24 protein-coding genes and 1 tRNA gene are annotated in these 26,383 nt (G+C 66.5%); 10 read left to right on the top strand and 15 right to left on the bottom strand.

The annotated features are described in order from the left end of the window. The coding region (locus D3I60_RS06795; RefSeq protein ID WP_262775379.1) for a DUF3662 domain-containing protein at positions 1-486 on the bottom strand (486 nt) is incomplete at its 3' end. Positions 487-999: 513 nt separating this feature from the next. Here D3I60_RS06795 and D3I60_RS06790 point away from each other — a divergent pair. Next, a tRNA-Leu gene (locus tag D3I60_RS06790) sits at positions 1,000-1,083 on the top strand. 306 nt (positions 1,084-1,389) lie between these two features. Here D3I60_RS06790 and D3I60_RS06785 read toward each other — a convergent pair. From D3I60_RS06785 to D3I60_RS06745, 9 genes are all read right to left on the bottom strand, one after another. After that, a complete protein-coding gene (locus tag D3I60_RS06785) occupies positions 1,390-2,736 on the bottom strand; it encodes a hydroxymethylglutaryl-CoA synthase family protein (protein ID WP_262775378.1) in 1,347 nt (448 codons plus the stop codon). Beyond that, positions 2,733-3,839: a hydroxymethylglutaryl-CoA reductase gene (locus D3I60_RS06780; protein WP_262775377.1), complete on the bottom strand. Its 1,107-nt coding sequence runs from the start codon at positions 3,837-3,839 to the stop codon at positions 2,733-2,735. The genes D3I60_RS06785 and D3I60_RS06780 overlap by 4 nt, the downstream gene beginning before the upstream one ends. Further along, complete coding sequence (gene fni / locus D3I60_RS06775) at positions 3,836-4,996, bottom strand: type 2 isopentenyl-diphosphate Delta-isomerase (protein WP_262775376.1); 1,161 nt, start codon at positions 4,994-4,996, stop codon at positions 3,836-3,838. The genes D3I60_RS06780 and fni overlap by 4 nt, the downstream gene beginning before the upstream one ends. Then, on the bottom strand, positions 4,986-6,116 hold the full coding sequence (locus tag D3I60_RS06770) for a phosphomevalonate kinase (RefSeq protein ID WP_262775375.1): 1,131 nt from the start codon (positions 6,114-6,116) through the stop codon (positions 4,986-4,988). Before D3I60_RS06770 ends, fni begins: the two co-directional genes overlap by 11 nt. Continuing rightward, on the bottom strand, positions 6,113-7,129 hold the full coding sequence (gene mvaD, locus D3I60_RS06765) for a diphosphomevalonate decarboxylase (RefSeq protein ID WP_262775374.1): 1,017 nt from the start codon (positions 7,127-7,129) through the stop codon (positions 6,113-6,115). Before mvaD ends, D3I60_RS06770 begins: the two co-directional genes overlap by 4 nt. After that, positions 7,126-8,088, bottom strand: coding sequence for a mevalonate kinase (gene mvk / locus D3I60_RS06760; RefSeq protein WP_262775373.1), 963 nt, complete (start codon positions 8,086-8,088; stop codon positions 7,126-7,128). The genes mvaD and mvk overlap by 4 nt, the downstream gene beginning before the upstream one ends. Positions 8,089-8,172: 84 nt before the next feature. After that, on the bottom strand, positions 8,173-9,420 hold the full coding sequence (locus tag D3I60_RS06755; RefSeq protein ID WP_262775372.1) for an RNA polymerase sigma factor: 1,248 nt from the start codon (positions 9,418-9,420) through the stop codon (positions 8,173-8,175). A 10-nt stretch (positions 9,421-9,430) separates the two neighbouring features. Continuing rightward, positions 9,431-9,865 carry a YciI family protein gene (locus D3I60_RS06750; protein WP_262775371.1) on the bottom strand — a complete coding sequence of 145 codons (435 nt, stop codon included), beginning with the start codon at positions 9,863-9,865 and terminating at the stop codon, positions 9,431-9,433. Positions 9,866-10,041: 176 nt separating this feature from the next. After that, positions 10,042-11,415 carry an FAD-binding oxidoreductase gene (locus D3I60_RS06745; RefSeq protein WP_262775370.1) on the bottom strand — a complete coding sequence of 458 codons (1,374 nt, stop codon included), beginning with the start codon at positions 11,413-11,415 and terminating at the stop codon, positions 10,042-10,044. Positions 11,416-11,576: 161 nt separating this feature from the next. Between D3I60_RS06745 and D3I60_RS06740 the strand changes: the two genes are divergently transcribed. The 4 genes from D3I60_RS06740 (at position 11,577) to D3I60_RS06725 (ending at position 15,794) form a co-directional block, all read left to right on the top strand. Then, complete coding sequence (locus D3I60_RS06740; RefSeq protein ID WP_262775369.1) at positions 11,577-13,403, top strand: bifunctional 3'-5' exonuclease/DNA polymerase; 1,827 nt, start codon at positions 11,577-11,579, stop codon at positions 13,401-13,403. A gap of 131 nt (positions 13,404-13,534) precedes the next feature. Beyond that, a complete protein-coding gene (locus tag D3I60_RS06735) occupies positions 13,535-14,614 on the top strand; it encodes an NAD(P)-dependent alcohol dehydrogenase (protein WP_262775368.1) in 1,080 nt (359 codons plus the stop codon). Positions 14,615-14,772: 158 nt separating this feature from the next. Beyond that, positions 14,773-15,240, top strand: a complete 468-nt coding sequence (locus D3I60_RS06730; protein WP_262775367.1) for a VanZ family protein — start codon at positions 14,773-14,775, stop codon at positions 15,238-15,240. A gap of 80 nt (positions 15,241-15,320) precedes the next feature. Next, positions 15,321-15,794 (top strand): VanZ family protein, encoded by a 474-nt coding sequence (locus D3I60_RS06725; protein WP_262775366.1) that lies wholly within the window; start codon positions 15,321-15,323, stop codon positions 15,792-15,794. Between the two features lie 80 nt (positions 15,795-15,874). Here D3I60_RS06725 and D3I60_RS06720 read toward each other — a convergent pair whose 3' ends face one another. Next, positions 15,875-16,348 carry a MarR family winged helix-turn-helix transcriptional regulator gene (locus tag D3I60_RS06720; protein WP_262775365.1) on the bottom strand — a complete coding sequence of 158 codons (474 nt, stop codon included), beginning with the start codon at positions 16,346-16,348 and terminating at the stop codon, positions 15,875-15,877. Positions 16,349-16,449: 101 nt separating this feature from the next. Here D3I60_RS06720 and D3I60_RS06715 point away from each other — a divergent pair, with 101 nt between their 5' ends. Beyond that, entirely contained in the window at positions 16,450-16,848 is a 399-nt protein-coding gene (locus D3I60_RS06715; RefSeq protein ID WP_262775364.1) for a VOC family protein, read from the top strand. Here D3I60_RS06715 and D3I60_RS06710 read toward each other — a convergent pair whose 3' ends face one another. The 3 genes from D3I60_RS06710 to D3I60_RS06700 are packed head-to-tail and all read right to left on the bottom strand — an operon-like array spanning position 16,849 to position 19,196. Next, on the bottom strand, positions 16,849-17,280 hold the full coding sequence (locus D3I60_RS06710; protein WP_262775363.1) for a YdeI/OmpD-associated family protein: 432 nt from the start codon (positions 17,278-17,280) through the stop codon (positions 16,849-16,851). Between the two features lie 45 nt (positions 17,281-17,325). Further along, positions 17,326-18,297 carry a methyltransferase family protein gene (locus D3I60_RS06705; protein ID WP_262775362.1) on the bottom strand — a complete coding sequence of 324 codons (972 nt, stop codon included), beginning with the start codon at positions 18,295-18,297 and terminating at the stop codon, positions 17,326-17,328. Further along, positions 18,294-19,196 (bottom strand): PhzF family phenazine biosynthesis protein, encoded by a 903-nt coding sequence (locus D3I60_RS06700; RefSeq protein ID WP_262775361.1) that lies wholly within the window; start codon positions 19,194-19,196, stop codon positions 18,294-18,296. The genes D3I60_RS06705 and D3I60_RS06700 overlap by 4 nt, the downstream gene beginning before the upstream one ends. Positions 19,197-19,374: 178 nt before the next feature. On the opposite strand from D3I60_RS06700, the gene D3I60_RS06695 reads away from it, so the two are divergent. From D3I60_RS06695 to D3I60_RS06680, 4 genes are all read left to right on the top strand, one after another. After that, positions 19,375-20,481, top strand: coding sequence for a Gfo/Idh/MocA family protein (locus D3I60_RS06695; RefSeq protein WP_262775360.1), 1,107 nt, complete (start codon positions 19,375-19,377; stop codon positions 20,479-20,481). A 121-nt stretch (positions 20,482-20,602) separates the two neighbouring features. Further along, positions 20,603-21,352: a M50 family metallopeptidase gene (locus D3I60_RS06690; protein ID WP_262775359.1), complete on the top strand. Its 750-nt coding sequence runs from the start codon at positions 20,603-20,605 to the stop codon at positions 21,350-21,352. Positions 21,353-21,503: 151 nt separating this feature from the next. Continuing rightward, positions 21,504-22,181, top strand: coding sequence for an HAD family hydrolase (locus tag D3I60_RS06685; protein WP_262775358.1), 678 nt, complete (start codon positions 21,504-21,506; stop codon positions 22,179-22,181). A gap of 361 nt (positions 22,182-22,542) precedes the next feature. Then, a complete protein-coding gene (locus D3I60_RS06680; protein WP_262775357.1) occupies positions 22,543-24,489 on the top strand; it encodes an HNH endonuclease signature motif containing protein in 1,947 nt (648 codons plus the stop codon). A 131-nt stretch (positions 24,490-24,620) separates the two neighbouring features. Here D3I60_RS06680 and D3I60_RS06675 read toward each other — a convergent pair whose 3' ends face one another. Next, positions 24,621-26,231: a nucleobase:cation symporter-2 family protein gene (locus D3I60_RS06675; protein ID WP_262775356.1), complete on the bottom strand. Its 1,611-nt coding sequence runs from the start codon at positions 26,229-26,231 to the stop codon at positions 24,621-24,623. Between the last annotated feature and the right edge of the window lie 152 nt (positions 26,232-26,383).

The following is a 26,383-nucleotide window of genomic DNA, read 5'->3' as shown; positions in this document are numbered from 1 at the left end:
GCGCGGGGTCGCGGGTCGGGAACCGGAGTTCGGGGACTCGCCGACGATCGGATTCGCCCGTGAGATCGGGTCGTAGCCGCCGCGGTTGGCCGGCTGAGCGGCGGGCGATCCGTCGGGACGCTGGGTCGAGGACACGACGCGGTACATTCCCGTGTCGAGGTCGTCGGCGAGAGCGAACTCGACGGAGACGGGACCGACGAAGCTGTAGGCCTGTTCGACGGCGTGGTCGCCGACGACCTGGCGCAGATCGGAGCGCAGTTCGGACTCGAGTCCGGAGAGTCGGTCGTGGTCGGTCTGCGAAAGCTCGATGACGTAGTGGTTGGCCGTCAGGGTGCGACCGCGGGAGACCACGGCGGCCTTGTTGTCGGCCTCACGGCGCAGGGCTCCGGCGAGCTCGACGGGTTCGACCTGGGATCTGAAAGCCTTGGCGAAGGCGCCGTTGACGACGTTCTCCAGCCCCTTCTCGAAGCGATCGAGTAACCCCATGGCACCTCCTCATCAGGTGTTGCCGTTGCCGGACGAACTCTTCGCCTAGCGTCTTTGAGTGCTCTGACCAGGTGGTCCTGATCACGTGCACTCTGGGCACATCAACACCCAATCCTAACGCGGTGAGGCTCTCAACTCACGTCACGCGTGTTCGCGGGGCGAAGCTGTGCCGGGATTCCCTGCGCGCGTCCAGGGAAGACCGAGGCAGGGCACGCGGTGCAGGTGGGCCCGTGTGCGGGGCGAGCGTGTGTGGCTGCGCGGGGTGAGCGCGGGCGGTCGCGTGGGGTGAGTACAGGCGGCGGGAGAGCTGAGGGCGTGGGGCTGCAAAGGGCGAAGATGAGTGGCCGCGCGGGATGCACGATGATTGGCCGCGTGGGATGCACGTGGTGCGAGCGGGCGGCACAGGTTGAGTGACCGCGCGGGGCGAAAATGTGAAGGTGGACACGTTTGCCTCGATTCGGCTTCCTCGGTTTTCAGTTTCGCCGTCTCCGATGCTAGAGTTTTACCTTGTTCGCGCGAGTGGCGGAATTGGTAGACGCGCTGGCTTCAGGTGCCAGTGGCCGCAAGGTCGTGGGGGTTCAAGTCCCCCCTCGCGCACAGCGAACGAGAAGCCCCTCACCGGGTCCCGCCAGGGTCAGGGTGAGGGGCTTCGTCGTGCCTGCGGTCGGTTGAAGAGGGGCTCGGCGGCCGAACGCGAAATGGCACAGGTTTCTTCGGATGGCTCAGGGAGCAAAGCGAGCCCTTCGAAGAAACCTGTGCCAAAACTCGCGAAAGGCCCAGTTTGAGTTGAGCAGCCCAGCTTCAAAGAGGGGCTGTTCGCCCCAAACTGGGCCGAACGCGAATATGGTACTGGTTTTTCTGAGATGCACACGGAAGAACGTGAGCAGTTCAGAGAAACCTGTACTATTTGCGGCGCAGAGCCGGCATGGAGTCAGCTTCAGGAGCTGGGATCGGGAGATAGGCGCGCTCGTAGAGGCGGGCGCGGCCCTTGATCCCGGCGAAGCGGAACGGTCCCGCGGTCACCTTCGAGGTCGTGACGTCCTCGGCGCTGGAGAGCTCGGCGGCGTGGAGAGCGCGATACGCGTCGATGGACAGCGGAACCCGGGCGTCGAGGGCCTCGGTGACGGCCTGTCGGCGCGAATGCTGCTCGTAGCCGGGGATGACGCGGGCGGTGAAGAACTCGCCGACGCTGCCCGACCCATAGCTGAACAGTCCGATGCGCTTGCCGGCAAGATCCTCATCGTGATCGAGCAGTGAGCACAATCCGGCATAGAGCGAAGCGGTGTAGGAGTTGCCGAGGCGCCGGTTGTACAGAGTGCTCGTGGCCAGCCCCGTATCGCGCGGGCCTGTGGCAACGGAGTTGTCGGAAGCGCCGGCAGCGGCCGAGTCCGTGGCGGCGGCCGGGCCGGAACTGACAGCATCGGCGCCCGCGCCGGCACTCGCGACGATCTCCGTGTCGAGATCCGCACCGGTGAGTCCTGCGAGATGGACTTGTGCCTTCTTCGCCATCTTCGTGAACGGCTGGTGGTAGAGCACGCGGTCGATCTCGGCGATCTCCGGTCCGCCCTGCGCGGCCAGATCGGTCCATGCGCCGGTGAGCGCATCGAGGTAGGCGGTGACCGAGAGGGCCCCGTCGACGATCGCGGTCGTCGAATCGTTCGGGCGCCAGAAGTCATCGACATCGGCCGAGTTCAGACCCGAGACCGGTTCGATCTCGAGCAGCTTCGGATCCGCGGAGACGAGCATCGCCACGGCGCCGGCGCCCTGGGTCGGCTCACCGGGGGTGTCGAGCTCGTAGCGGGCGACATCCGAGGCGATGACGAGCACCCGCTGGCCAGGAGAGCGCGTGACGATGCCGACGGCGGCCTGCAGAGCCGCAGTCGCCGAATAGCACGCTTCCTTGACCTCGACGACGCGCATCTGCGACGGCAGGTCAAGCAGCGAGTGCACGGCCATACCGGCGGCCTTCGACTGGTCGATTCCCGATTCGGTGGCGAACAGCAGGGTCCGGATGCCCTCGGTCCCGCTGCGCTGAATGATGGGCGCGGCGGCCGCGGCGGCCATGGTCACGACATCCTCATCGGGCGCCGGGAAGCTGAACTCGTCCTGGCCGAGGCCGAGGCGGAACTTGTTCGGATCGGTGCCGTTCGCCTCTGCGAAGTCATCGAGCCTGACGACATGATGGCTCGTGGCCAGCTCGATGTCGTCGATGCCGATCGGCACAGTGCCTGCAGCAGTGTGTGATGTCATGCGGCCTCGCCGTCCTCTCGCTGAGTCTCGGCAGCTCGCTGCTCATCAGCCTTGCGTTCCATCTGACGGTGAGTGTCCATCAGCTCACCGGGGTTCGTCTGAGCGGCGAGCAGTGAGAGCTCACCGCAGAGCACCGTCGCGGCCATGAGTGCGGCCAGACGACGCGAATTCGCTCCCGGCTCACGATCCTCCCGGCAGCCCAGACGCTCCAGCGCCTCATCGACATGCGGCAGATCCTTGCCGTTGCCCACGGTGCCGACGATGAGGTGCGGCAGCGTCGTCGAGAAGTACAGGCCCTCGGGGCGGTTCTCCGCATAGGTGATGCCCTGCGAGCCTTCGACGATGTTCGCCGCATCCTGACCGGTGGCCAGGTAGAAGGCCAGCAGCATGTTCGCGTAGTGGGCGTTCGCCGAACGCAGGGCTCCGGCGATCGTCGATCCGACGAGGTTCTTGCGCACGACGAGTTCGACCATCTTCTCAGCGCTCGTGCGCAGGCGACGCTCGACGACCTCGTGGGGCAGGACGATCTCGGCGACGACATTGCGTCCGCGTCCGAGGATCCCGTTGACCGCGGTGGCCTTCTTGTCCGAGCAGTAGTTGCCGGACACCGAGCCGTAGTCGAGGCCCAGCTGCCAGGACAGGATGGTGTCCATAAGCGAATCCGAGGCCTGGGTGACCATATTGTGGCCCGAGGCGTCGTTGGTGCGGAAGGCGAAGCGGACGAAGAGCAGGTTCCCGACGATCTCGGGGTGGATCTCGATGAGCCGGCAATGGCCGGACCCGGCCTCGACGACGGATTCGAGTTCGCGGGTGCGGTGACGGATGGCCTGCGCGGCCGCCTCGGCGCCGATCGCGGATTCGGCCACGAACAGCACGGATCGGGTCATCCGCTCATCGACGATGACGGTGCGGATCCCGCCCTCGATCTCACGGGAGATCGACGCGCCGCGGCCGACGGAGGGCCACAGCGGGGTCTCGTACGTTGCCAGGGGCACTGCCACCTCGGTGTGGGGGGTGCCTTCCGGAGCCAGCGCTTCGCCGCTGACCCGCAGGGGACCGACCCACGTGGTGGGGATCCCGGTGATCGTGGTCTGCTGATTCACAGCTGATTCCTCCTCGAAAGGACGTCGGATCGTTGCGAGAGCGCGGTGACGTCGATTCCGCGCAGGCGGGCGAACTCGCCGAGGCGGCCCCGCGTGAGCAGGTCCGTGGCCATGAGGTCCGTGGACCGCTGCGCCCCGAGCAGGGCGAACAGAGCCGAGGTCTGAGTCTGCCAGGTGCGCACGAGATCGACGAGTCCGTCCGGACCGTGGTCGAGCACGGTCTGCAGGAACGTGCCGGCGACGCCGACGGCGCGAGCACCGCAGGCCAGTGCTTTCACGACATCATAGGGGTTGCGCACGCCGCCGGAGGCCAGGAGCACACGGTTCGAGACGCCGTCGTCCATCGTTGTCTCCGTCGTCCACTCGGGTGGGGCGTCGAGCAGACAGGCCAGGGCGGACTGGCCGAAGCCGGTGAGCATGGAGAAGTCATCGGCCGGTGAGCGATCGTTCTCGATGCGCAGGAAGTCCGTGCCTCCGGCGCCGGAGACATCGGCGTACTGGACCCCGATATCGGCGAGCAGTCGCAGGGTCCGGCGGCTGAGTCCGAATCCGACCTCTTTGACGACGACGGGAACGGGGCAGGCGGCGACGATGTCTTCGAGGCCGGACAGCCAGGTGGAGAAGTCGCGGGTGCCTTCGGGCATCGCGGTCTCCTGCACCGGGTTGATGTGCAGCTGGAGGGCATCGGCGTTCAGCAGCTCGACGGCCCGCCTGGCATCATCGGCGCTGCGACCGGCACCGAGGTTGCCCATGACGAAGCCGTCCGGGTTCTCCTCGCGGATGACGGTGAAGCCCTTCGCTGCCTCGGCGTCGTCGAGCGCTACGCTCATCGATCCGCAGGCCATGGGCAGGCCTGTCTCGGCGGCGGCGATGGCCAGGTCACGGTTGATCTTCGCCGTGGTCTCCGTGCCGCCGGTCATGCCGTTGACGTAGAAGGGCGTCGGCCACGTCCACTCGCCTAGTTCGACGCTGAGGTCGACAAGTTCGGGGTTCGTCCCCGAGAGCGCATGGTGGACGAATTCGAGGTCGTCGAAGTCGGTGCGTCGGGGGCCTTCCGTCTGCTGCGCCGAGGCGAGGCGTACGTGGTCGTCCTTGCGGGAGGCCCGTGAGGCCTTGGTCTCCGGTGTCTCAACTGATGCCGGGGTCTCAGAACTCATCGATCTCGCCTTCCTCTCGGTGGGCACCGAGGTCCAGTGGTCGGATTCCGGCGGCTTCCCAGCCGCTGAGAATGGTCTGTGCTTCGGTGTGGGAGTGGGCGAGGGCGATTCCGCAGTCGCCGCCGCCGGCTCCAGACGGCTTCGCGGCGGCACCATGGGTTTCGGCGATCTCGCACAGATCGTGCAGGGCCTCGGTTTCGATGAGGCTGCCCGTGGAGTCGCTCAGTCGCCGCAGCAGGGTACGCACGGAGCGGATCGTGGTCAGGCTGGCCTCGGCATCGTCGGCGTCGAAGGCCGCCACCAGGTCGTCGACAAGGGTGTGGGACTCTGCGGCGAAGGACACGAGCGGGCGCGCTTTCTGCGGTGCCGAAGTCGATTCGGCAGAGGATTCGTCCGCCCGCTCACGCGGGGTGCGGACGCGTGTGACGAGGTGTTCGGTCGACGCCGGTGATCCGGTCCAGCCGACGAGGAGGTTGAGCGAGCTCGGTGGGGTGACCCGTCTGGCCGAGCAGCCCGCCCATTCCGAGCAGCTCATGGCGGAGACGACCCCGTGGGCCTCGCGGTGAGCGTGCAGGGCCGCACGGTCGGGGGAGGAGTAGCGGATCCAGCCGCCGAAGGTGCTCGCGGCAAGATCGCCGCCGGAGGCCTTCGTGGAGATCGCGATGGTCGCCAGGACGGCGAGTTTGAAGCGTTCGGTCAGGGTCAGCCCGAGGCGATAGAACTCATCGAGAGCGGCGATCGTCGCCACAGTCACCGCCGCCGAGGAGCCGAGCCCGAACTTCCGGCCGTCTGAGTCATTGAGTTCGCTGGAGATCTCGAGATCGAAGTAGCGGGGGCTGGCACCCCGGCCGGAGCGCAGCTCTTCGACGGTGGAGATCGCCGAGAGCACATAGTCGAAGGGGCGCTCATCGACGATGATGTGCTCACCATCGTCTTCGCGCCGCCACACGACGGGAGCCTGACCGTATTCGCTCGAATGGATGCGGCCGGCACCTTCGCTCTCGGTCAGCCGAACGGTGATGCACCGGTCGACGGCGATGAGCACGGCGGGCTGTCCGGGCTCGACGACGGCGTACTCGCCGGCGATGAACAGCTTGCCGGGTGCCCGGGTCTCGATCATGCCCGGCTGCCCTCACCCGCAGCCTGGTTCACTGCGTCTGCGGGCGGGACTGCGTCAGCGGCGGTGAGCAGGTGGGCTCCCGGTCCCGGTCCGACGACGCGGACGTCGCCGAAGCCGGAGAGCTTCTCGGCCAGCGCCTCGGCGTCATGGGGACGGACGATGACGGCGACGTTCGGGCCGGCATCGGCGGTCGAATAGGCTTCGATTCCCGACTCGCGGGCTTCGGCCACGGCGTCGAAGATCGCGTGGCTGGTCGGATTGAGGAACCGGATCGGCGGCACGGTGGACTGGATGAGTCCGTGCATGCGAAGGGCGTGGGATTCGGTGATCTCACCGATGCGCGTGAAGTCCCCGGCCGCGCACGCGGCGACCATCTGCTCGAGGTAGTCCTCGGTCGAGGACACCCAGCCGGAGTAGAAGGGAGAGGTGGCGGCGGTCAGGCGCATCGCCTCGCGGGAGGACACTGCCTTCCTCGCTCGGTTGACGGTGACGATGATCATCCGCATATCCGGGGCGGGAACGGTCTCGGCGAAGGAGGAGGCGTCGTCGCCAGCGTGCCAGACGGCGATGCCGTCGGGAATCGAGCGGCACGCCGACCCCGAACCGCGGCGGGCCAGGCGGCTGAGATCTTCGGCGCCGAGGTCGAGGTCGAAGGCCCTGGCTGCGGCCGTCGCCAGAGCGGCGAAGCCCGACGCCGAGGAGGCCAGACCGGCACCCGTGGGCACGGAGTTGCGGGACCGGACGAGGACCCGGTCATCCCGTCCGGCCAGGGCGCGGACATGGTCGAGGAAAGTCGAGATGCGGTCGGTCTGACCGGCATCGGCGAGTGCGCCGTCGAGTTCGAGGACATCGGTCTCGGCATCCGGGGCGGGCACCACGGTGGTCGTGGTCTCGAAATGGTCGAGGGTCAGCGACAGACTGCCCGCAGCGGGCAGGATGAGCTCCTCATCGGCCTTGCCCCAGTACTTGACCAGGGCGATGTTCGGGTAGGCCCGCGCCGTCGTCGTTCTCATGTCGGTCTGACCTCCGTCGTCCAGGTGCGGGGTGCTCCCGCCTTGCGCAGGGCCTCGGCGAGCTCTTCGGCCGAATCATCGTCATCGGCCAGGGCCAGCACGCAGCCGCCGAGTCCGCCGCCGGTGAGTTTGGCGCCCCAGGCTCCGGCCGCGGTGGCGGCGTCCACGAGGGAATCGAGGGTCGGGGTCGACACACCGAGGCTGCCGAGCAGTCCATGGGCTTCGTTCATCAGGGTGCCGATCGCCCCACGGTCACCGGAGCGGATGTTGTCGACGGCGGAGTCGGTGATTTCGGCCAGACGGTCGATCATCCCCCCGATGCGCACAGGATCGGCGTCACGGCGGGCACGGACCCCTCCGACCGCCTCGGCGGTGGACCCGTGATGACCGGAGTCCGCGAGGACGAAGACGAGGCGCTGACCGACGTCGATGGTCTGGGCGCACCCCGTCTGGAAGCGGATGGGGGCTGGTTTGGCCACGGCCCAGGCGTCGATTCCGCTGGGTCGGCCATGGGCGACGGTTTCGGCCGCCTGCACGATCTCGTGGAGGGTGTTCTCGTCGAAGACCGTCGCATGCAGGTTCGCGACGGCGCGGGCCACGGAGGTGGCCACGGCTGCACTCGAACCCAGGCCCCGGCTGTGGGGGATCGCCGAACGGATGAGCAGCTCCACCTCGGCGTCGGGATTTCCCACGGCCTTCAGCGCGGCGTTGAGACCGGCGACGACGGGGCCCATCGGCTCGGGAGCGGTCTGCGCATTTCCGGAGAACAGCTGGCTCTCGATCCGGGTCTCCTGATGCGGGGAGCGGCGGATGTCGGTCTGGACTCCGAGCCCGTGCAATGGCACTGCGACGGCCGGAGAGCCGAAGACAACCGCGTGTTCGCCGAACAGGATCGCCTTTGCGTGGGCGAAGCCCTGGGACGTGCCCTGGGCGGGTTCGGTCTGAGAGGAATTGTGCATGCAGGATGGTTTCGGAGTCTGTGGATTGATTTCACCATCATATGCCGTACCCCCGCCCATCCCGAAGACGAGGTGACGTCCGTCTCAGGTGAGTCCTACCGAGAGGTAGTCGCGTTCGGCCGGGTCGGTGGTCAGGTCGAGGGCCCGACGACGGGCGGTGGCCGCCTCGTCTGTGCGGCCGAGGCGGGCGAGCAAGTGAGCCCGCAGCACCCAGGCAGGTTGGAAGGCGGAGAGACGCAGCGAGTCGGCATCGAGCGCGTCAAGTGCCGTCAGTCCCGCCTCGGGTCCCTCGACTTCGGCGAGGATGGCCGCCCGGGAGACCGATCCGCCGAGGCTCGGGGCTACCAGCGCGAGGTCGTCGTGGAGGCGCAGCAGCATCGGCCAATCCGTGGATCCGGTGCGGATTCCGGCCATATGGAGGAGTTGGATGGCCGCCTCGAGCCCGAATCGGCCGACGTGTCCGCAGCGGTGGACCTCGACGAGGTGGCGCTCACCCGCCTCGGTGAGTGTTCCGTCCCAGCGGTCCGGGTCCTGGTCGGACAGGGGGACGAATCGTCCGTCGCCGCTGCGACGAGCGGGGAATCGGGCGGCGGAGAGGTGGATGAGGGCGGCCAGTCCGTGGGATTCGCCGTCGCCGGGGCAGAGTTCGGCCACGAGGCGGGACAGGTACAGGGCCTCGCCGATCATGCCCTCCCGTGGCTGCGCGGCCGCTTGGGCCCATTCGATGGCGAAGGCCCCGTAGATCGTTTCGTGCACATCGGGCAGACGGGACTCGAGGTCGAGGCGGTCGGGACTGCCGAAGGCGACGCCGAGACCGGCAATGCGTTTCTTCGCTCTGGTCAGACGGGCAGAGACGGTGGCGGCGGGCAGGGCCATGGCCGCGGCGATCTGTTTTGCCGTCATCCCCATCACCGCAGAGAGCATGAGCAGCGGCCGGGCGGGAGGGTCGATGTCCGGGTGAGCGCAGGCCGCGAGGAGTTCGAGCCGGCGGTCGGGCAGGGCGTCAGGGGCGTGATCGGCGGGGTCGGTGCCGCCGTCGATGCGGTCGATCGTCTCCTCGTCGAGGGCCGTTGAGGTCCGTGCCGCCGCCGATCTCCACACGTCCCGGCGGGCATTGAGCGCCACCCGGTAGAGCCAGCCTTCGGGGTTGGCGGGCGGTCCTTGGGCCCGCCACGCGGTCACGGCACGTTCGAGCGCGGTGGACAGCGCATCCTCGGCGCCGGAGATATCACCATCGGCGGCTGCGATGAGCGCGATGATCCTGCCCCAGCCGTCCTGGGACAGGATCATCGCGCGCTCGGCAGGATCGGCCGACTCTGCGGATTCGGTCATCGGCGAGCTATCAGGAGGAGCCGTCCGCGCGGGACGGGCAGTCGCCGGATCGGGTCGGCCCGTCATCCGGTCGGGTCCAGGTGCCGTCGACGAACGAAGTCGCCGCGGGTCGGACCTCGATGGTGCCGTAGCTCGTGCCGGGGAACTTCTCGGCCCAAGCCAGGGCCGCCTCGATGTCGGGAACGTCGATGACGACGACCCCGGCCAGGGCCTCTTTCGCCGCGGCGAAGGGCCCATCCTCGATGACGACCTCTCCGGTCCTCCGGGTCACGGTCTTCGTCTCGGTGTGGGGTGCGAGCATCTCCCAGGCGACGAAGACTCCGGCCGAGTTCAGCGCCTGGCCGAAGTCGTCCATGAGGCGCATCATCTCCAGGAAGTCCTCTTCGGTGGGGGCGGGGCCGTCGGCTCCGGGCTCGGGTGCGTGGAAGATCAGTGAATAGCGCATGGTTCGCTCCGTTCTGTGTGCGGCGGCCGGATTTCGGTCGCTCACAGAGAAGACGATCGAATCGACGCCGATTCGACAGCTGTGCAGAATTCTTCCACGAATCTCATCCGCCGAGGCGGTCCCGAACCAACCGAGCCGGTCCCGAACCAACCGAGCCGGTCCCGACGGCCGGAGCCTCAGACGAGTCCGGTGTAGACCGATCCCGGGTTGAAGATGTTGTCCGGATCGAGGGCCTGTTTGATCCGGTGGTTGAGCTCCATGACGTCCTCGCCGAGGTAGGGCGCGAGCCACGGCGCCTTGAGTCGACCGACGCCGTGCTCACCGGTGATCGTCCCGCCCAGCCCCGTGGCCAGATCCATGACCTCGCCGTAGGCGATCTGCGCGCGCTTCTGCTGGTCTTCGTCCTTGGGATCGAGGACGAGCAGCGGATGCGTGTTGCCGTCGCCGGCGTGCGCGATGACGGCGATCGTCACGCCGCGGTCGGCCGCGATCTTCTCAATGCCGAGGACCAGGTCGCCGAGCTTCGGCAGCGGAACCCCGACATCCTCGAGCAGCAGTGCACCCTTCTTCTCCACGGCCGGGATCGCGATCCGGCGGGCCGTGACGAAGGCTTCGCCCTCGTCGGCGTCGGCAGTGAGATAGCACTCGGAGGCTGAGTTGCTGTTGCAGATCTCCTCGATGATCTTCGCCTGCACGGTGCAGTGCTCGCCGGGCTCGTCGGACTGGATGACGAGCATGCCCTCGGCCTCACGGTCGAGGCCCATCTTCAGCTCATCCTCGACGGCGTTGATCGACGGTCTGTCCATGAACTCGAGCATCGAGGGGCGCATGGCCTTCGCGATCTCGAGCACGGCGTTCGTGGCATCGGCGAGCTTCGGGAACATCGCGACGACGGTCGTCGGAGGCAGCTGGGCGGGAATGAGGCGCAGGGTCACCTCGGTGATCACGCCCAAGGTCCCCTCGGAACCGACGAAGAGCTTCGTCAGCGGCAGACCGGCGACGTCCTTGAGCCGGGGTCCGCCGAGCTTCACGGCCCGCCCGTCGGCGAGGACGACGGTCATCCCGAGGACATAGTCCGTGGTCACACCGTATTTCACGCAGCACAGGCCACCGGCGTTGGTGGCGATATTGCCGCCGATGGAGCAGAACTCGAAGGACGAGGGGTCCGGCGGGTACCACAGGCCGTGTTCGGCCGCGGCGGCCTTGACCTCGGCGTTGAAGGCGCCAGGCTGGACCGTGGCCATGCGGGTGACGGGGTCGATGCTGATCTCGCGCATCTTGTCCAGGGACAGCACGATTCCGCCGGCGACCGCGGAGCTGCCGCCCGACAGGCCGGATCCGGCGCCGCGGGGCACGATCGGGACCTTCGCCTCGGCGGCGATGCGCACCACCGTCTGCACCTCCTCGGTGGTTCTCACCCGAACAACGGCGGCAGGCACCCCGGCATCGGGGTCGTTCGCGCGGTCCCAGCGGTAGGCATCCATCGAATCGGGATCGGTGATGACGGCTTCGGCCGGCAGAGCGGAGGTGAGAGAGGAGACAACGTCCATGTTGTGTGTCTGACCTTTCGAGCGGAGTTCGGCACCCGGAATTCGCTCTCGACGTTACCAGGATCACGTTCGCCGCAGGCGGCCAGGGTCAGGGTGCGGACAGGCGAGTGGGAGATCGTCCGAGCGACTGTCAGAGCGAGCCCGCGGCGTAGGCTGGATCTATGACCTCCGCCCCCGCTCAGCGGCCCGCCGCCTGCGTGCTCGGAACCGTGCCCGGAACCAAGTTCGAGGGGCAGCGTATCGGGATCGTCGACCTCGACAGCGCAGGTCAGGAGATCGGTCGGATCGACCTCGCCGAGGCGGACCTGCCCGAGTTCGTCCGTGACCGTGAGGACAGGGCCGGGGGAGATTCGAGTGGGCCGGGCGGGGCCCGCTCTCGCTGGGTCCTCAGCGATACCGCGAAATGGTGCCCGCCGCTGCTCGCCGCCGGGGTGAGCCTCGAGCGCTGCCATGATCTGCGTCTGGCTCACGCGATCCTGGCCCGCTCCGAACTCGTCACCGCACCGGAGGCGGTGCGCGCCGCCTCCGAATGGGACGCCGCGCCCGCCGACGCCGCCGCACCCGAACAGGCCGCCGCTCTCTTCGACCTCGATGCCGGGCGCGGATTCATCCCACAGGTTCCGCATGACCTCGTGGCGGCCCTGGCCGAACATGTCCGGCAGACCGCGGCGATCGAGACCGCGAGCGATCCGGGACGTCTGAGGCTGCTGCTGGCCGCTGAGTCGGCGGGAGGACTCGTCGCCGCGGAGATGCGTGCGGCAGGGGTGCCCTGGGACGAAGCCGAACACGATCGGATACTGACCGAACTGCTCGGTCCCCGGCCGATCCGGGACGGGAAGCCTCAGAAGATGCTGTCCAAGGCCGAGGACGTCCGCGCGGCCCTTGAGGATCCGCGGGTCAACCTCGATTCGCCGAACCGGCTGCTCGCGTCGCTGCGCAATGCCGGCATCAACGTCGCCTCGACCTCGAAATGGGAGCTGCAGACGAGCGAACATCCGGCGGTCGCACCCCTGCTCGAGTACAAGAAGATGGCGCGGCTGCTGAGTGCCAACGGATGGCATTGGCTCGATGAATGGGTCGATGACGGCCGCTACCGTCCGGTCTATGTGCCCGGCGGAGTCGTCACCGGACGGTGGGCGGCCAGCGGGGGAGGGGCCCTGCAGATCCCGCGACAGCTGCGTCCTGCCCTGCGTGCCGACGAGGGATGGCGGCTCGTCTCCGCCGATGTCGCCCAGCTCGAACCCCGTGCGCTCGCCGCCATGTCCGGAGACCGGGCGATGGCCGAGGCCGGATTCGGTCGCGATCTCTACTCCGGACTCGTCGACGCCGGCGTCGTGGCCACCCGGCAGGAAGCGAAGATCGCGGTGCTCGGGGCAATGTACGGATCGACGACCGGGGAGGCCGGAGCCCTGGTGCCGCGTCTGCGGCAGAATTTCCCCGCCGCTATGCACCTCGTCGATTCCGCCGCCGAGGCGGGACGACAGGGAGGAGTCGTGTCCACCTGGTTGGGCCGGACCTCCCCACCTCCTGGCGAAGGGTGGCAGAGACTGCAGAGGGCCGCGAACCGCTTCGATGCCACCGGAGCCGATGAGCAGAGGGCCCGGCGGGCCGCCGGTGACCAGGGACGATTCACCCGCAACTTCGTCGTTCAGGGCACAGCGGCCGAATGGGCGCTGGCCTGGCTGGCCGACCTGCGACTGCGCCTGGCGCGGCTGCCGGAGATCGAGGAGACATCAGAGGCGGCGGCACCGAACGGTGGGAAGGACACCTCCCCGGCGGCCGCCTCTGGGCCGGTGTTCTCCCGCCGTGCTCACCTCGTGTTCTTCCTCCACGATGAGGTCATCGTCCATGCCCCGACCGAGCAGGCCGAGGAGGCGGCAGAGGCGATCAGGGCGGCGGCCGCCTCGGCGGGTCGACTGCTGTTCGGAGATGCCCCCGTCGATTTCCCCCTCGATCTGAGCATCGGTGAGCGCGCGATCAAGGACTGAGCCGTTCGATGGGGCCGAATGAAGGACTGGCGGATAGTCGAAGTATAAGTCCATGTGCATGGAATAGACTGCGAGCCGCAAGCGCTGGACGATGTGGCCCAGCAACGGATACGCAAGTCCAAGGAGATCACATGAGCATCAGCGTCAAGGCACTGCAGAAGACGGGAACGGATCAGCCTTTCCGCGTGGCCACCATCGAACGCCGGGATCCCCGACCCGATGACGTCGTCATCGACATCAAGGCCGCAGGCATCTGCCACAGCGACATCCACACCATCCGCAACGAATGGGGCGAGGCGCACTTCCCGCTCACCGTCGGACACGAGATCGCCGGCGTCGTCGAGGCCGTCGGTTCCGATGTCACTGATTGGAAGGTCGGCGACCGCGTGGGCGTGGGCTGCATGGTCAACTCGTGCGGCGAGTGCGAGGAATGCCAGGCCGGTCAGGAGCAGAACTGCCTGAACGGCAACGTCGGCACATACAACGTCGAAGACGTCGACGGCACGATCACCCAGGGCGGATACGCGCAGAAGGTCGTCGTCAACGAACGCTTCGTCTGCCGGATTCCCGATGCGCTCGACTTCGACGTCGCCGCCCCGCTGCTGTGCGCAGGCATCACCACCTATGCACCGCTGAACCGCTGGGGCGCCGGTGAGAAGAAGAACGGTGCTCCGAAGCAGGTCGCCGTGCTCGGACTCGGCGGACTCGGCCACATGGGCGTGCAGATCGCCGCGGCCATGGGCTCGCAAGTCACCGTCCTCTCGCGCACACTGAAGAAAGAAGCAGCGGCACTGGAACTCGGTGCGCAGCGGATGCTCGCCACCACCGACGAGAACTTCTTCTCCGACCACGCCGGCGAGTTCGACCTCATCCTCAACACGATCAGCGCCGATATCCCCGTCAACCGCTACCTGCGACTGCTCAAACCGCGCGGGGTCATGGCCGTCGTCGGCCTCCCGCCGGAGAAGCAGGAGTTCTCCTTCGGTGCCGTCATCGGCGGGGCCAAGGCGATCGCCGGATCGAACATCGGCGGCATCGCCGAGACCCAGGAGATGCTCGACTTCTGCGCCGAACACGGCATCGCCGCGAAGATCGAGACGATCCCCGTCACCGAGGCGGACGCCGCCTACGACCGAGTCGTGGCCGGAGACGTGCAGTTCCGCGTCGTCATCGACACCGCGAGCTTCGATGACGTCGAGGCCATCGCCTGATTCACCTCGTCTGGATCCACCTCGTCTGAATCCCGGTCGTGAGACCGCAATGGTAGGGGTGATTCCCGCAATCGATGCGGGAATCCCTCGACCCTCATGCCGCAGACGGGCAGAATGAGACCGGGCCGAGCGACTGGAGGCCGAGGGACAGGGGAACGATGACGGGCACGAGGCGACAGCTGCGGACGATGCCCCTGGCGCTGCTCATCCTCTACACGGTCTTCATCGGCTTCGTCACGCTCACACCCAACCAGATGGACACAGGCCCCGGGTCGTTCATCGCAGGACTGCTCGAGTTCCTCGCCTCTCACCGGGTGACCGCATGGATCAGCTTTGACATCCTCGAGAAGCTTGCGAACGTCGGAATGTTCATTCCCTTCGGCCTGTTTGTGGCCCTCCAGTGCGGCCGCAGACGCTGGTGGGTCGGCTGGGTCGCAGGCATCGCGTTCACGTGCCTCATCGAGGGCACTCAGGCGACCCTGCTCTCACCCACGCGCTTCGCCACGATCAGTGATCTCGTGACGAACAGCCTCGGTGCCGGCATCGGAGCGGTGGTCGGACTCCTCGTCATGAAGATCTGGCCACCGAGGATGGACGTCGTTCCCGTCGAGCATGAGGTCCGGTGAGAGTTCCTGAGGCCCTGTGAGAGCCGGGTCAAATCCGCATCTGAGGATGTGCCCAGGATTCGGTCGTAAGTTGGTCGCTGATGATCGATCGTGATCAGCGCACAGTCGGTGCCCCGCTGGCCCTTCTCGTCCTCTACACACTCTTCATCGCTGCCATCACGCTGACCCCGCAGCAGATGGGCACCGGCTCGGACACTCTCATCGGGCACGCACTCGACCTCTTCGCCGCTCACCGGGAGACCGCCTGGCTGACCTATGAACGGGTCGAGAAGCTCGGCAATGTGGCGATGTTCATTCCCTTCGGCTTCCTCGCGGCACTGCACTACGGGCGCCGACGCTGGTGGCCAGGATTCCTCTTCGGCGCGGGTTTCAGCGCAGCCATCGAGATCTTCCAGGGCACCGTGCTCACTCAGTCCCGCTTCGCCACGCTCAGCGACCTCGTCACGAACACTCTCGGCGCCGGTATCGGCGCGCTCCTCGGCCTGTGCTGTCTGGCCGCATGGCCGAAACGGTCGATGAGGCGGGAATCCGAAAAGGAACTCGCGCCGGTGTAGGTCCGACCACGACAGTCCAGAACCCTGGTTGTCCGCCGGCCTTCCAGTCGTCCTTCCCCTTATGCCCGATCTCCCCGTCCTCAGCGGTTCTCAGGCTCTTCGAGGGCCGCGATGCACAGGCCGAGCGCCTCGGTGACCATCGCCTGAGTCTCATCGTCGAGCGGTGAGACCATGCGGGCGGAGACCGCCTCGACGCGGGAGATGGCCTGGTCGAGCACCTCAACGCCTGCCGAGGTGAGAAGTGTGGGCAGGATGCGACCGGATTCGGCCGTGGCAGGTCGCTCAATCAGTCCCCGTTCCTGGAGTCCGCGCAGCAGCGTATTCATCGTCTGCCGGGTGACGAAGGCGCCGCGCGCGAGCTCGGAATTCGACGCTCCCGGTCTCCGGCGCAGCTGCTCGAGGCAGTTGTATTGCGGGGTGGTCAGCTCCAACGGCCGCAGCGTTTCGTCCATCTTCGACCGCAGCGCCGACTGCAGATGCTTGAGCTGATAGCCGAGCAGCGACTCGAGGCTGTCTTCGCGTGCGAAGTCGTCAGCACCTTTCTCTTGACCCATGTAAGTATTCTGACATACTGTAATTGATGTCAGGATACTGACATCAGATGATCATGGGATCCACGTCGGGTGGCGGGATCCCGGAAGAGAAGGAGAGCAACATGGATGCCTCAGGCACCACACAGCAGGTCGGCTCAGTCAGCGGTCCGGACTTCATCGCCTTGCAGGTCCGAGACGTGGAAGCGGCCGCACAGTTCTACGAATCGCGACTCGGACTCACCCGTGCCCCGGCTGCTCCTCCCGGAGCGGTCGTCTTCATGACTTCGCCGATCCCCTTCGCCGTGCGCGAACCGCTGCCCGGAGTCGACCTCGACTCCGGCGACCGTCCGGGAAACGGGGTGGCACTGTGGCTGAAGTGCGATGATGCGCAGGCGCTGCATGATTCCCTCGCCGAGGCGGGGGTGGAGATCCTCCGGGCGCCCGCTCCCAGTCCCTTCGGGTTGACCTTCGCCTTCGCCGACACCGACGGCTATGCGGTGACCCTGCACGATGCAGGGTGATCAGCCGAGCGAGTCGACGATCTTCTTGATCCGGCGATCGCGGGTCTCCTCGGCCTTCGCCGAGGTCACCTGCCGCACATGCTCCTTGCGCTTCGACGGTGCGAGTGCATCGAAAGCCGCGCGGACACCGGCGGCGGCGAGCGCCTCGGCGAGGGAATCGGGAACCGGGGTCTCTCGGTTCGAGGTGTCGTGAGTCAGCGTCACCACGTGGGTCTCGCCGCCGGCGACACCGATATTCTCCCGGTGTTCCTTGGCGAGCGGGAGCAGGTACTTCCCACCCATCACCGCGGTCGTCGAGGGATAGGAATAGCCTTCGATCGTGACGATGACCGGGACCCGCTTGCCCGCACCGAAGCCGAGCACGATGTCCTCGGGAACTTCGATGCCGACGTTGTCGCCGAGTTTCAGGAGTTCAGTGGTGAACGTGACCATGCGGCCTCCTCGGTGAGTGGATGGTCTTGACCGAGCGTAGGCCGATCAGTCCTCGTCGACAAGGTCGGGAGCGGTTTCGGCGGTCGAGAGGGCCGGCCACCAGCAGCGCACGCGCTTGGCGTAGTCGCGGTATTCGTCGCCGAAGCGCTCCAGGAGGTCGGTCTCCTCGTGGGGACGGATGAGCCAGTTCCAGAGCAGTGAGCCGATGAGCGCGTACACGATGACGAGCCAAGAACCGATGAGCAGACCCATGGCCATGCCCTGGACGACGCCGGCGATGGCCATCGGATTGCGGACGAAGGCGTAGGGGCCGCGGGCGACGAGGTGGTGGGCCATCTGCGAGGGCAGCGGGGTGCCGGAGCCGAAGTTCGCGATCGCTCGGGCCGACCACACGCCGATGACGCTGGAGAAGGCGAGCAGGGCGAAGCCGACGACGACCAGGAGGATCGGGAACTTGTAGGCGAGGTTCCAGCGGTCTTCGAAGGCATTGATGATGACCGGGATGATGATGAGGAACACGCCCCAGAACACGACGATCTGGATGGTGGTGTGCAGCAGCAGGCGGGACCGGATGCGGGTGTGCGAACTGTGGAACGCGAAGGGTCCGACCAGGAGCTTCTCGGACGGGATGCGGCCGACGATCATGAGCGCACCGGCAAGGAGGCTGCCGAGCGCAGCAAGGATCATGAGGACGGCGCCGAGTCCCGCCTCGGTGGTGGCGGTTGCGTAGATGACCATGCCCAGCGCCACGAGCACGGTCCAGCCGGTGGCGATCCACACCGCCCAGCGGAAGTTGAGCGCGGCCAGGGCCGAACCGATGACGAAGAGCGGAATGTCGACGATCGCGATGAGCAGCGGGTCGATGCTGCCGAGCGTCGCGGTCGCGACTCCGGGAATCGTCGCGGTGCCCAGCCACCATGCCGCTCCGGCGAGGGCCTGGAGGGCGAAGTACATGCGGCCGTGGAAGATGCGCAGTCGTTTCTTCGGTTTGTTCACTTCAGTGAGATGTCGATTCATGTGTGCACCGTCCCGCGGATGCAGATGGATGTGTCTCCGCCGACCCAGATCTCGTCGTCCTCGGCGGTGATGGAGATGACTCCGGAGCGGCCGAGCGCGGTTCCCTGGGTCGCGGTATAGCTGTTCGGAGCCAGGTTCTCACCGATGAGCCATTGGGCGACGGAGGCGTTGAGGCTGCCGGTCACCGGATCCTCGGCGACGCCGACTCCGGGGACGAAGGCGCGGATCTCGTACTCGTGGTCTGCCCCGTCCGGGTGGGCGCCGAGGACACCGAGCTTCGCATCGGGGATGGCCGCGAAGTCGGGGGTGAGCGCGAGCACCTGGTCGGCGCTGGCCAGTCGCACGGCGGCCCAGCCGGGGCCGTTGTCGACCCACTGGTGTCCGAGGATCTCGGCGCGATCGACGCCGAGGGCGGTTGCGATCTGGTCGACGTAGGCATCGTCGAGCGGTCCTGAGCGCAGTCGGTCGGGAGCGGCGAAGGCGAGGGTCTCGGAGGGTGCGTCGGTCGCCGCGGTCGGGGAATCGGCGGTCGGGCCGTTCGGGCCGCCTCGGCGAGGGGATCTGCGGATGTCGACGAGGCCGGCACCGCACTCCTGGACGATGCGGTCCTCGTGCTTCGGGGCGCCGCCGGCGTCGAGCCAGGCCGCGGCCGAACCGAGCGTGGGGTGGCCGGCGAAGGGCAGTTCTCGATGCGGAGTGAAGATGCGCAGACGGTAGTCGGCTGCGGGGTCGTCGGGCGGGAGGATGAAGGTGGTCTCGGACAGGTTCGTCCAGTTCGCGATGCGGGCCATCTGCTTCTCTTCGAGGCCATCGGCATCGACGATGACCGCGACGGGGTTGCCCTGGAAGGGCACGGCAGAGAAGACATCGACCTGGGCGAATCGGCGGTGCTGTGACAATGACACTCCTTCGCAAGATGCGGACCACGCTGCGAGCGGGGGATTGCGCGGTCGCTTCTCACAGTGTAAAGGCCCAGGCCGGAGCGTCGGTGGATTGGCCCCCGGTGGCGCGGGGGTGTCAGCGGCGGAGAGCAGCGGTTCGGTCGACTCGGTGCGGATGGTGATTGCATAATGAGGCATGCACTCAGGTGACACAGCGCGGGGCCGAGGTCTCCGCATCGGAATGCTCGGCGGCGGGTTCATGGGCCGCGTCCACAGTCGGGCCGCACGGTCGGCCGGAGCCGTGCTCGACTCGGTCGCATCGTCGCGGCCGGAGAGATCGGCACAAGCGGCGGCTGAGCTCGGCTTCGAGAATTCGACTCCGTCCGACGAACTGCTCGGTCGCACCTTCGACGCCGTCCACATCTGCACTCCCAATGACGTCCACGCGGCACAGTCTCTGCAGGCGCTCGACGCGGGATCGAACATCATCTGCGAGAAGCCCTTGGCCACTGATTCGGCAGCCGCGCGTGCCGTGCTGGCCCGCGCCGACGAGGCGGGGCTGCAGGGGACCGTTCCGTTCGTCTACCGCTACCACCCGATGGTGCGCGAGGCCCGCGCCCGATTCCGCGAGGGTCAGGCCGGAACTCTGCTGACTGTCGACGCCGGATACCTCCAGGACTGGCTGCTCGGCTCCGGAGATGAGAACTGGCGGGTCGACTCCGAACGCGGCGGCCCTTCGCGGGCCTTCGCCGATATCGGCTCCCACCTCGTCGACCTCATCGAGTTCATCGTCGACGACCGGATATCGTCCCTGGTGGCGACCACGAGAACAGTTCACCCACGCCGAGGCGGCACCGCGGTGACCACGGAGGACACCGTGGCCGTGACCGTCGAGTTCTCCGGCGGTGCCATCGGTTCGCTGCTGGTGTCCCAGCTGGCTCCGGGACGCAAGAACGGGCTTACCGTGGAGATCGCCGGCACCGAGGCGAGCATGCGCTTCGAGCAGGAGCGGCCCGAGCAGCTGTGGTTCGGTCGGCGCGCCGACAGCCGCCTCCTCGTCCGCGATCCTGACTCCCTGTCCGCCGATGCCGCGCGTCTGTGCATGGTTCCGGCGGGGCACCCGCAGGGGTACCAGGATGCGTTCAATGCCTTCGTCGCCGACTCCTATGCGCTCTTCGCAGGCGAGCGACCGGAGGGGCTGCCGACGCTTCGAGACGGGGTGCGCGCCGTGCTCGTGACGGAGGCCGTGCTGCGGTCGGTACACGAACGTTCCTGGGTCGATGTCGAGGCGCTGGCCGTCTAGGCACCCCGACCTCCGGAACCATGGGTGCCGCGACCTCCGGAACCATGGGCGACGCGACCTCCCGAATCGCTGAGGAGGTCCTGAGGGTCCCGCTCAGGAGCGGTTCGTACACTGGGCCGCTATGGACTTCAAGCAGGCAACGGCGACGTGGTGGGATGCCATCACCTCGGGCTTCGGGCGGCAGGACGGGCTCGAGCTCGACGTCCTCGGGCTCGTGCTCGTCATCGGAGTGCCCCTGGTCGTGACTCTGACTCCGGGGATCTGGAGGTTCTTCGGACTGTTCGTGACCTTCATCCACGAGCTCGGCCACGCATTCGCCGCCCTGATGACGGGACGCGTGGTCAAAGGGATCTCACTGAACTTCGACCATTCGGGGCAGATGAACTCCTTCGGCCGAGTCGGCTTCTCCGCCACCTGGGCGGGTTTCTGGGGATATCCGGCACCGGGCGTGCTCGGACTCGTCCTGGCCACCTCGGCGGTCTTCGGTTGGGCCCCCTTGGCACTGTCGGTGGGTGCGCTGATCCTGTTGGTCACTCTCCTCTTCATCCGGAACCTCGCGGGCGCGGTCATCGCCGTGATCACGGCGATCGCGGCGCAGCTCGTCGTCGTGTTCCTGCCGCTGGAGTGGATCTCGGTCTTCGTCGCCGCACTCGGCACGGCACTGACGATCGGGTCGCTCAAGGACCTCGCCAAGGTCATCCGCGTCCATACGCGCCGGCGCCACGTGCAGCAGTCCGATGCCTATATCCTCGCGCAGGGTTCGGCCTTGCCCGCCGGTGCCTGGCTGACGCTGTTTGCGCTGGTCATCATCGTCTGCGCGCTCGCCACCGCACGGGTGCTGTACACGGCGGTGGCGGTCGGTGCGGTGTGATTGGGGCTCTCTCAGTTTCCTGAGCTGGAGCAGCAGGGGCGGTGTCGGTCGGCACAGTGCGACGGCGGCTGTATCGGGTCCGCGAGATTCAGGGACGAGCCGGCGTGGATGCCCGTAATTCCGCGTCAGTGCCCGGTGGCAGAATCGGAGCATGGCCCCACTTCCGAAATTCTCCGCTGTCCTCTTCGACTGTGACGGAGTCCTCGTCGACTCCGAAAGCATCACGAACGGCGTCCTCCACCAGATGCTGCAGGAACTCGGCTGGCAGCTGAGCGCCGAGGAGTGCATTGCGCGATTCGTCGGCAAGATGCTCCGCGACGAGGCCGATGTCATCGAGGAGCACACCGGATTCCGCATCGACGAGCACTGGATGCAGGAGTTCCGGCGGCGCCGCAATGCCCAGCTTGAAGCCTCCCTCCAAGCGATTCCAGGGGTCGTCGACGCCGTTCACCGCATCGCCGAGATCTACCCGGGCAGGATCGCCTGTGCTTCGGGAGCGGATCGTCCGAAGATCGAGCTGCAGCTGCGCAAGATCGGCCTGTTCGATGCCTTCGAGGGTCGGATCTTCTCCGGCATGGAACAGCCGAACTCGAAGCCCGCCCCAGACGTCTACCTCGCTGCGACTGATTCCTTGGGCATCGACCCCGCCGAGGCGGCCGTGATCGAAGATTCCCCCACCGGGGTGATCGCCGGCGCTGCGGCCGGATCCCGTGTGCTCGGATTCTGCCCGGACTCTCCGGTGCATCAGAGCGCGGAAACACTGTTGGCAGCAGGTGCGGCCGAGACCTTCAGCGCGATGGACCAGCTGCCCGGCCTGCTGACTGAGTAGGTGCCTGGCTCGCCGAACCTCGGCTGGGACGCAATTGCATCATCAAAATACATCAAACAGCATCCAAACTTGTAGAAATTCCTTTCTTAATCGAATTGTGACATTCACTTCTTCCCCTTGGGGGTAAAATAGAGCCAAGGAATTCACATCGACGTGATAGGCGGCGAGACCGATGAAGGATCCTCAGGATCCGGGCAGCAGCGGTCTCGAGCGTGCCTCGAATGAATCAGTCTCCGGTTCACCCGCGACATCGGCGGACCTCTCTTCTTCACCACAGGTTCCTCTGATCGGCCCCGACTCACCCCGCCGTCTCGACGTCGACCCCGATTCGCCGATGGCCGTGGTCGTCAGTCTGGCTCATTTGAGCACGGGAGTTCGGCTCGCCGAATTCCAGGCCGTCGCGGGTCTGTTTCTGACCGAAGTCATTGAGAAGCTCCGTTACGCCGAAGGCGACAAGATCTACTATCACGCAACGTTCACCGAAACGGCTGGCCGCTTCATCACGGCACGTGACGGACTGCAGCCCGAGGAGGACGACTTCGTGGACCCGTGGACCTCCACCGGCTTCGTTCTCGAAGACTGCACTGTCGACGGGTCTGATGACGCTGATTCCTCCACCGGCGCTGCCACCGACGACGGCGAAACCGAGGAGAGCATCGTCGAGCAACCACTGGATCAGCCGGCAGCCCCGCTTCCGAACTTCCCCAAGTTCGGATTGCACAAATCCTTCAACAGCTGGGTCCACGACCTTTCCTCGCGCGAAGAGATCGCCGAGCTGACCACGGTCCTCGGCTCGACGAGCAACGGTGCCTACAACGAGATCACGAACGCAGTCACGCTGGCGTTCGGACTGCCGAAGTTCCTGCAGCGCTGCCTCGCCGGTGAGTTCACGATCGAACACGTACTTGCAGCGACCCGTGCCATCAAAGACGTCGCCTTCGAGTATCTGCCCCGTCTCGATGCCTACCTGGGCGGCCGCCGTGCCGATATCACTATGGAGACCTTCAAGAGGTCGCTCAACCTCAAGATCGCGGCACTCGTCCCTGTCGACGACCGGACCGAACTGGCCGAGAAGCGTCGCCGGGTCGACATCATGACCTATCCTGACGGCACCGCTTCGGTGACCCTGTCCGGACCCGCAGTGGAACTCAACGCCTTCTACCTGCGCATCGAAGCATTCGCCCGAGCGATCCGCAACGGCAACATCTCGGCGCTCACCGAAGAGAGCACCGCTGGCCTCGAGGTCGCCGACCAGGACAGCATCGCCGCCCTCATGTTCGACATCGCCACTCGAGCGACCCCGCAGATGAGCATCACCGTGACGACGCACGACACCATGACAGGTGAGACCACCACCAACGAGATCGCTCTCGGGACTGCCGACGAATCCGACCCCACGGCTCCGATCACTGCAGCCGCGGTCGATCGCACCGCGCACACTGCACGGCGTGAAGCGGAAGCGGCCGCCAGCACCGGAATCGACGTGAAGACCACCATCAAGCTCGTCATGCCCACCCACGGACAGTGGGTGCGAGAGCAGTCGAAGATGATGGTGACGGTTCCGTATCTCACCGCGGTGGGAAAGTCGGAGCTCCCGGGGACGTTCTCCGACGGCACCCCGGTGCCGCCCGACGCGGCACGGGCTCTGGCGGGCGGGAGCCCCACTTGGCACCGGATCCTCACCGATCCCGCCACCGGGACGCCGATCGATGCCCGCTCGCGCAGCTACTACATCCCGGCAGAAGTTCGTGCTCCCCTGGTCAGCAGATGGCAGTCCTGCACTGCTCCGGGGTGCACCCGACGAGCGGAGACCTCGGAAGTCGATCACATCATTCCCTTCGACCAAGCCGATCCGGCCCGAGGCGGTCAGACGACCTTCGAGAACCTCCATCCGCTGTGCAAACCCGACCACCAGGCGAAGACCGACCGCAGGTTCGCGGTCCGAATGACCGAGGACGGGGCTGTGGAGTACTCCTTCACCCGCGGAGTCGTCGCAACAATGTATCCACCGGACAACCCGATCAATGCCGAGCATGCTCGACAGGTGGAGAACTGCGCCCAACTGCCGAATCTGCTTGGCGAGCGGATCTCCGACGACGGTGAAGTGACTTCCGACAGCATTCCCGACTGCTTTGCGGTCGATGACTCGGGCAGTCACGAGTGTGACGGGCAGCTGAACTCGGCCTCTCATCGTGAGGTCGCAGATCCATCGCCCAGTCCGGAACGAGGGGACAAGTGTGCCCCGACGGCTGGCCGGGAGCCGCCGTGGAACGACTATTGGGACTCCGGAGATCCGCCCCCGTTCTGACGGCGGGCTCGATCTCACGGCGGGTCCGATCTGACTGCAGCCCGAAATCGCACGAGGCCCCGGTCGCGTGCCTTCGCAGACGGCGGCCGGGGCCCGTTCGGTGTATCCGGGTCCAGTTGGCGTAACTGGCCTCAGTTACCGTCCTCGGCGAGGAGGCGGCGGACATCTTCCTGGGTGCGCACCTCGCCCTTCTGAGCGGCGTCGACGACCTTCTCGTGCTGCTCCTCGGTGACGACCGGAACCTCTTCTCCGTTGCAATCGACGATCTTGCCGTCTTTGACGGTATCGCCTTCATAGAGGATGGCTTCGTTGTCGATGAGACGCTGCAGCTCTTCCTTGCGGATGACTCGTCCGGTGCCGGCCACGAAGACCGACCGATCAGAACGGTCCTTCGACTTCGCACCGATGTGGTTGAAGACGAGGTTGAGCAGCACGGCCATGAGAGTGGCCGAGGAGATGCCTGAGTGGAGGATGATGCCGACCCAATCCGGGAAGGCGTTGTAGAAATCGGGCTCGACGACCGGGATGATGCCGAAGGCCAGCGAGACCGCCACGATGATCATATTGAGGTTGCCCTCGTACTCGACCTTCGACAGCGTGCGGATGCCCGACGCGGCGACCGTGCCGAACAGGACGATGCCCGCACCGCCGAGAACCGGAGTCGGCACCGCTGCGATGACCCCGCCCATCACGGGCAGCAGGCCGAGGACGACGAGGATCGCACCACCGGCAGTGACGACGAAGCGCGATTTCACGCCGGTGATCGCCACCAGGCCGACGTTCTGCGCAAATGCCGACTGGGTGAAGGAGTTGAAGATCGGCGAGACCGCCGACGACAGCATGTCAGCGCGCAGGCCTGAAGCGATGCGCTTGGAATCGACCTTCGTATCGACGATCTCTCCGACGGCGATGATGTCCGCAGTCGTCTCGGCGAAGGTGACGATGATGACGATGAACATCGAGATGATCGCCGCGGCCGAGAATGTCGGCATACCGAAGGCGAACGGCTCGGGGAACGCGAAGACACCGCGATCGAGCACATGGGAGAAATCGGCCCAACCGAAGATGAGGCAGCCGATGGTGCCGATGACGATGGCCAGCAGAATCGACAGGCGGGAGATCACCGCGACGGGAATCCGGCTGAGGATGAGCACGATGGCCAAGGTGACCACGGCGATCAGGATATTGCGCATGCTGCCGTAATCGGCGGCCTCGGCGTCCCCGCCCATGGCCCAGCCTGCAGCTACGGGCATGAGTGACAGACCGATCGTGGTGATGACCGTGCCGGTGACCACCGGAGGGAAGAACTTCACGATGAGCGCGAAGGCCGGGGCGACGATCAGGCCGATCACCGAGGCGACCAGCACCGATCCGAAGACCGCAGGCAGACCGTCGCCGCCGGCCAGAATGGACGTCATCGTCGCAACGCCGGCGAACGAGACACCCTGGACCAGCGGCAGCTGCGAGCCGAAGAACGGCACACCGACCGACTGCAGGATCGTGGCCAGACCGCCCATGAACAGACAGGAGGCGATGAGGAGGCTGATGCCGTTGCCGTCGAGACCGGCGGCATTGCCGATGATGAGGGGAACGGCGATGATTCCGCCGTACATGGTGAGCACGTGCTGCAGACCGTAGGCGAAGGAACTGCCGACGGGAAGCCGTTCGTCCTCCGGGCGGGCCGGCTTGCTCGCGACCGCGGACTTGCGGTCGTTGCTGGGTGACTGATGGGATACCGACATCTATCTCTCCGTTGAGTGCGTCCTCGGGCGATGGCCTCACTGTGACTGACCGACCTCAGTGGCCGGTGTAGCGTGCGAGCGGGCATCAGATGACCGAGGGATCGGTTGCATAATTCCGTTATGCGAAAGGAAATTTCCTTATCGCAAAACTC

This window comes from Brevibacterium permense, assembly GCF_025506275.1.
GTDB classification, from domain to species: domain Bacteria; phylum Actinomycetota; class Actinomycetes; order Actinomycetales; family Brevibacteriaceae; genus Brevibacterium; species Brevibacterium permense_A.
The sequence above is the reverse complement of the archived record's forward strand: the minus strand, read 5'-3'. Positions and strand labels throughout refer to the sequence as shown.

Coding starts and splice junctions, on each gene's coding strand:
- D3I60_RS06750 (WP_262775371.1), bottom strand. CDS start 9,865: ATGCGCTATTCACTGATCTTCCACGCACCCGAGCCCGGAGCCGACGGC.
- D3I60_RS06675 (WP_262775356.1), bottom strand. CDS start 26,231: ATGTCGGTATCCCATCAGTCACCCAGCAACGACCGCAAGTCCGCGGTC.
- D3I60_RS06725 (WP_262775366.1), top strand. CDS start 15,321: ATGATCGATCGTGATCAGCGCACAGTCGGTGCCCCGCTGGCCCTTCTC.
- fni (WP_262775376.1), bottom strand. CDS start 4,996: ATGAGTTCTGAGACCCCGGCATCAGTTGAGACACCGGAGACCAAGGCC.
- D3I60_RS06685 (WP_262775358.1), top strand. CDS start 21,504: ATGGCCCCACTTCCGAAATTCTCCGCTGTCCTCTTCGACTGTGACGGA.
- D3I60_RS06715 (WP_262775364.1), top strand. CDS start 16,450: ATGGATGCCTCAGGCACCACACAGCAGGTCGGCTCAGTCAGCGGTCCG.
- D3I60_RS06740 (WP_262775369.1), top strand. CDS start 11,577: ATGACCTCCGCCCCCGCTCAGCGGCCCGCCGCCTGCGTGCTCGGAACC.
- D3I60_RS06735 (WP_262775368.1), top strand. CDS start 13,535: ATGAGCATCAGCGTCAAGGCACTGCAGAAGACGGGAACGGATCAGCCT.
- D3I60_RS06690 (WP_262775359.1), top strand. CDS start 20,603: ATGGACTTCAAGCAGGCAACGGCGACGTGGTGGGATGCCATCACCTCG.
- D3I60_RS06755 (WP_262775372.1), bottom strand. CDS start 9,420: ATGACCGAATCCGCAGAGTCGGCCGATCCTGCCGAGCGCGCGATGATC.
- D3I60_RS06705 (WP_262775362.1), bottom strand. CDS start 18,297: ATGAATCGACATCTCACTGAAGTGAACAAACCGAAGAAACGACTGCGC.
- D3I60_RS06720 (WP_262775365.1), bottom strand. CDS start 16,348: ATGGGTCAAGAGAAAGGTGCTGACGACTTCGCACGCGAAGACAGCCTC.
- D3I60_RS06710 (WP_262775363.1), bottom strand. CDS start 17,280: ATGGTCACGTTCACCACTGAACTCCTGAAACTCGGCGACAACGTCGGC.
- D3I60_RS06785 (WP_262775378.1), bottom strand. CDS start 2,736: ATGACATCACACACTGCTGCAGGCACTGTGCCGATCGGCATCGACGAC.
- D3I60_RS06745 (WP_262775370.1), bottom strand. CDS start 11,415: ATGGACGTTGTCTCCTCTCTCACCTCCGCTCTGCCGGCCGAAGCCGTC.
- D3I60_RS06695 (WP_262775360.1), top strand. CDS start 19,375: ATGCACTCAGGTGACACAGCGCGGGGCCGAGGTCTCCGCATCGGAATG.
- D3I60_RS06730 (WP_262775367.1), top strand. CDS start 14,773: ATGACGGGCACGAGGCGACAGCTGCGGACGATGCCCCTGGCGCTGCTC.
- mvk (WP_262775373.1), bottom strand. CDS start 8,088: ATGCACAATTCCTCTCAGACCGAACCCGCCCAGGGCACGTCCCAGGGC.
- D3I60_RS06770 (WP_262775375.1), bottom strand. CDS start 6,116: ATGATCGAGACCCGGGCACCCGGCAAGCTGTTCATCGCCGGCGAGTAC.
- mvaD (WP_262775374.1), bottom strand. CDS start 7,129: ATGAGAACGACGACGGCGCGGGCCTACCCGAACATCGCCCTGGTCAAG.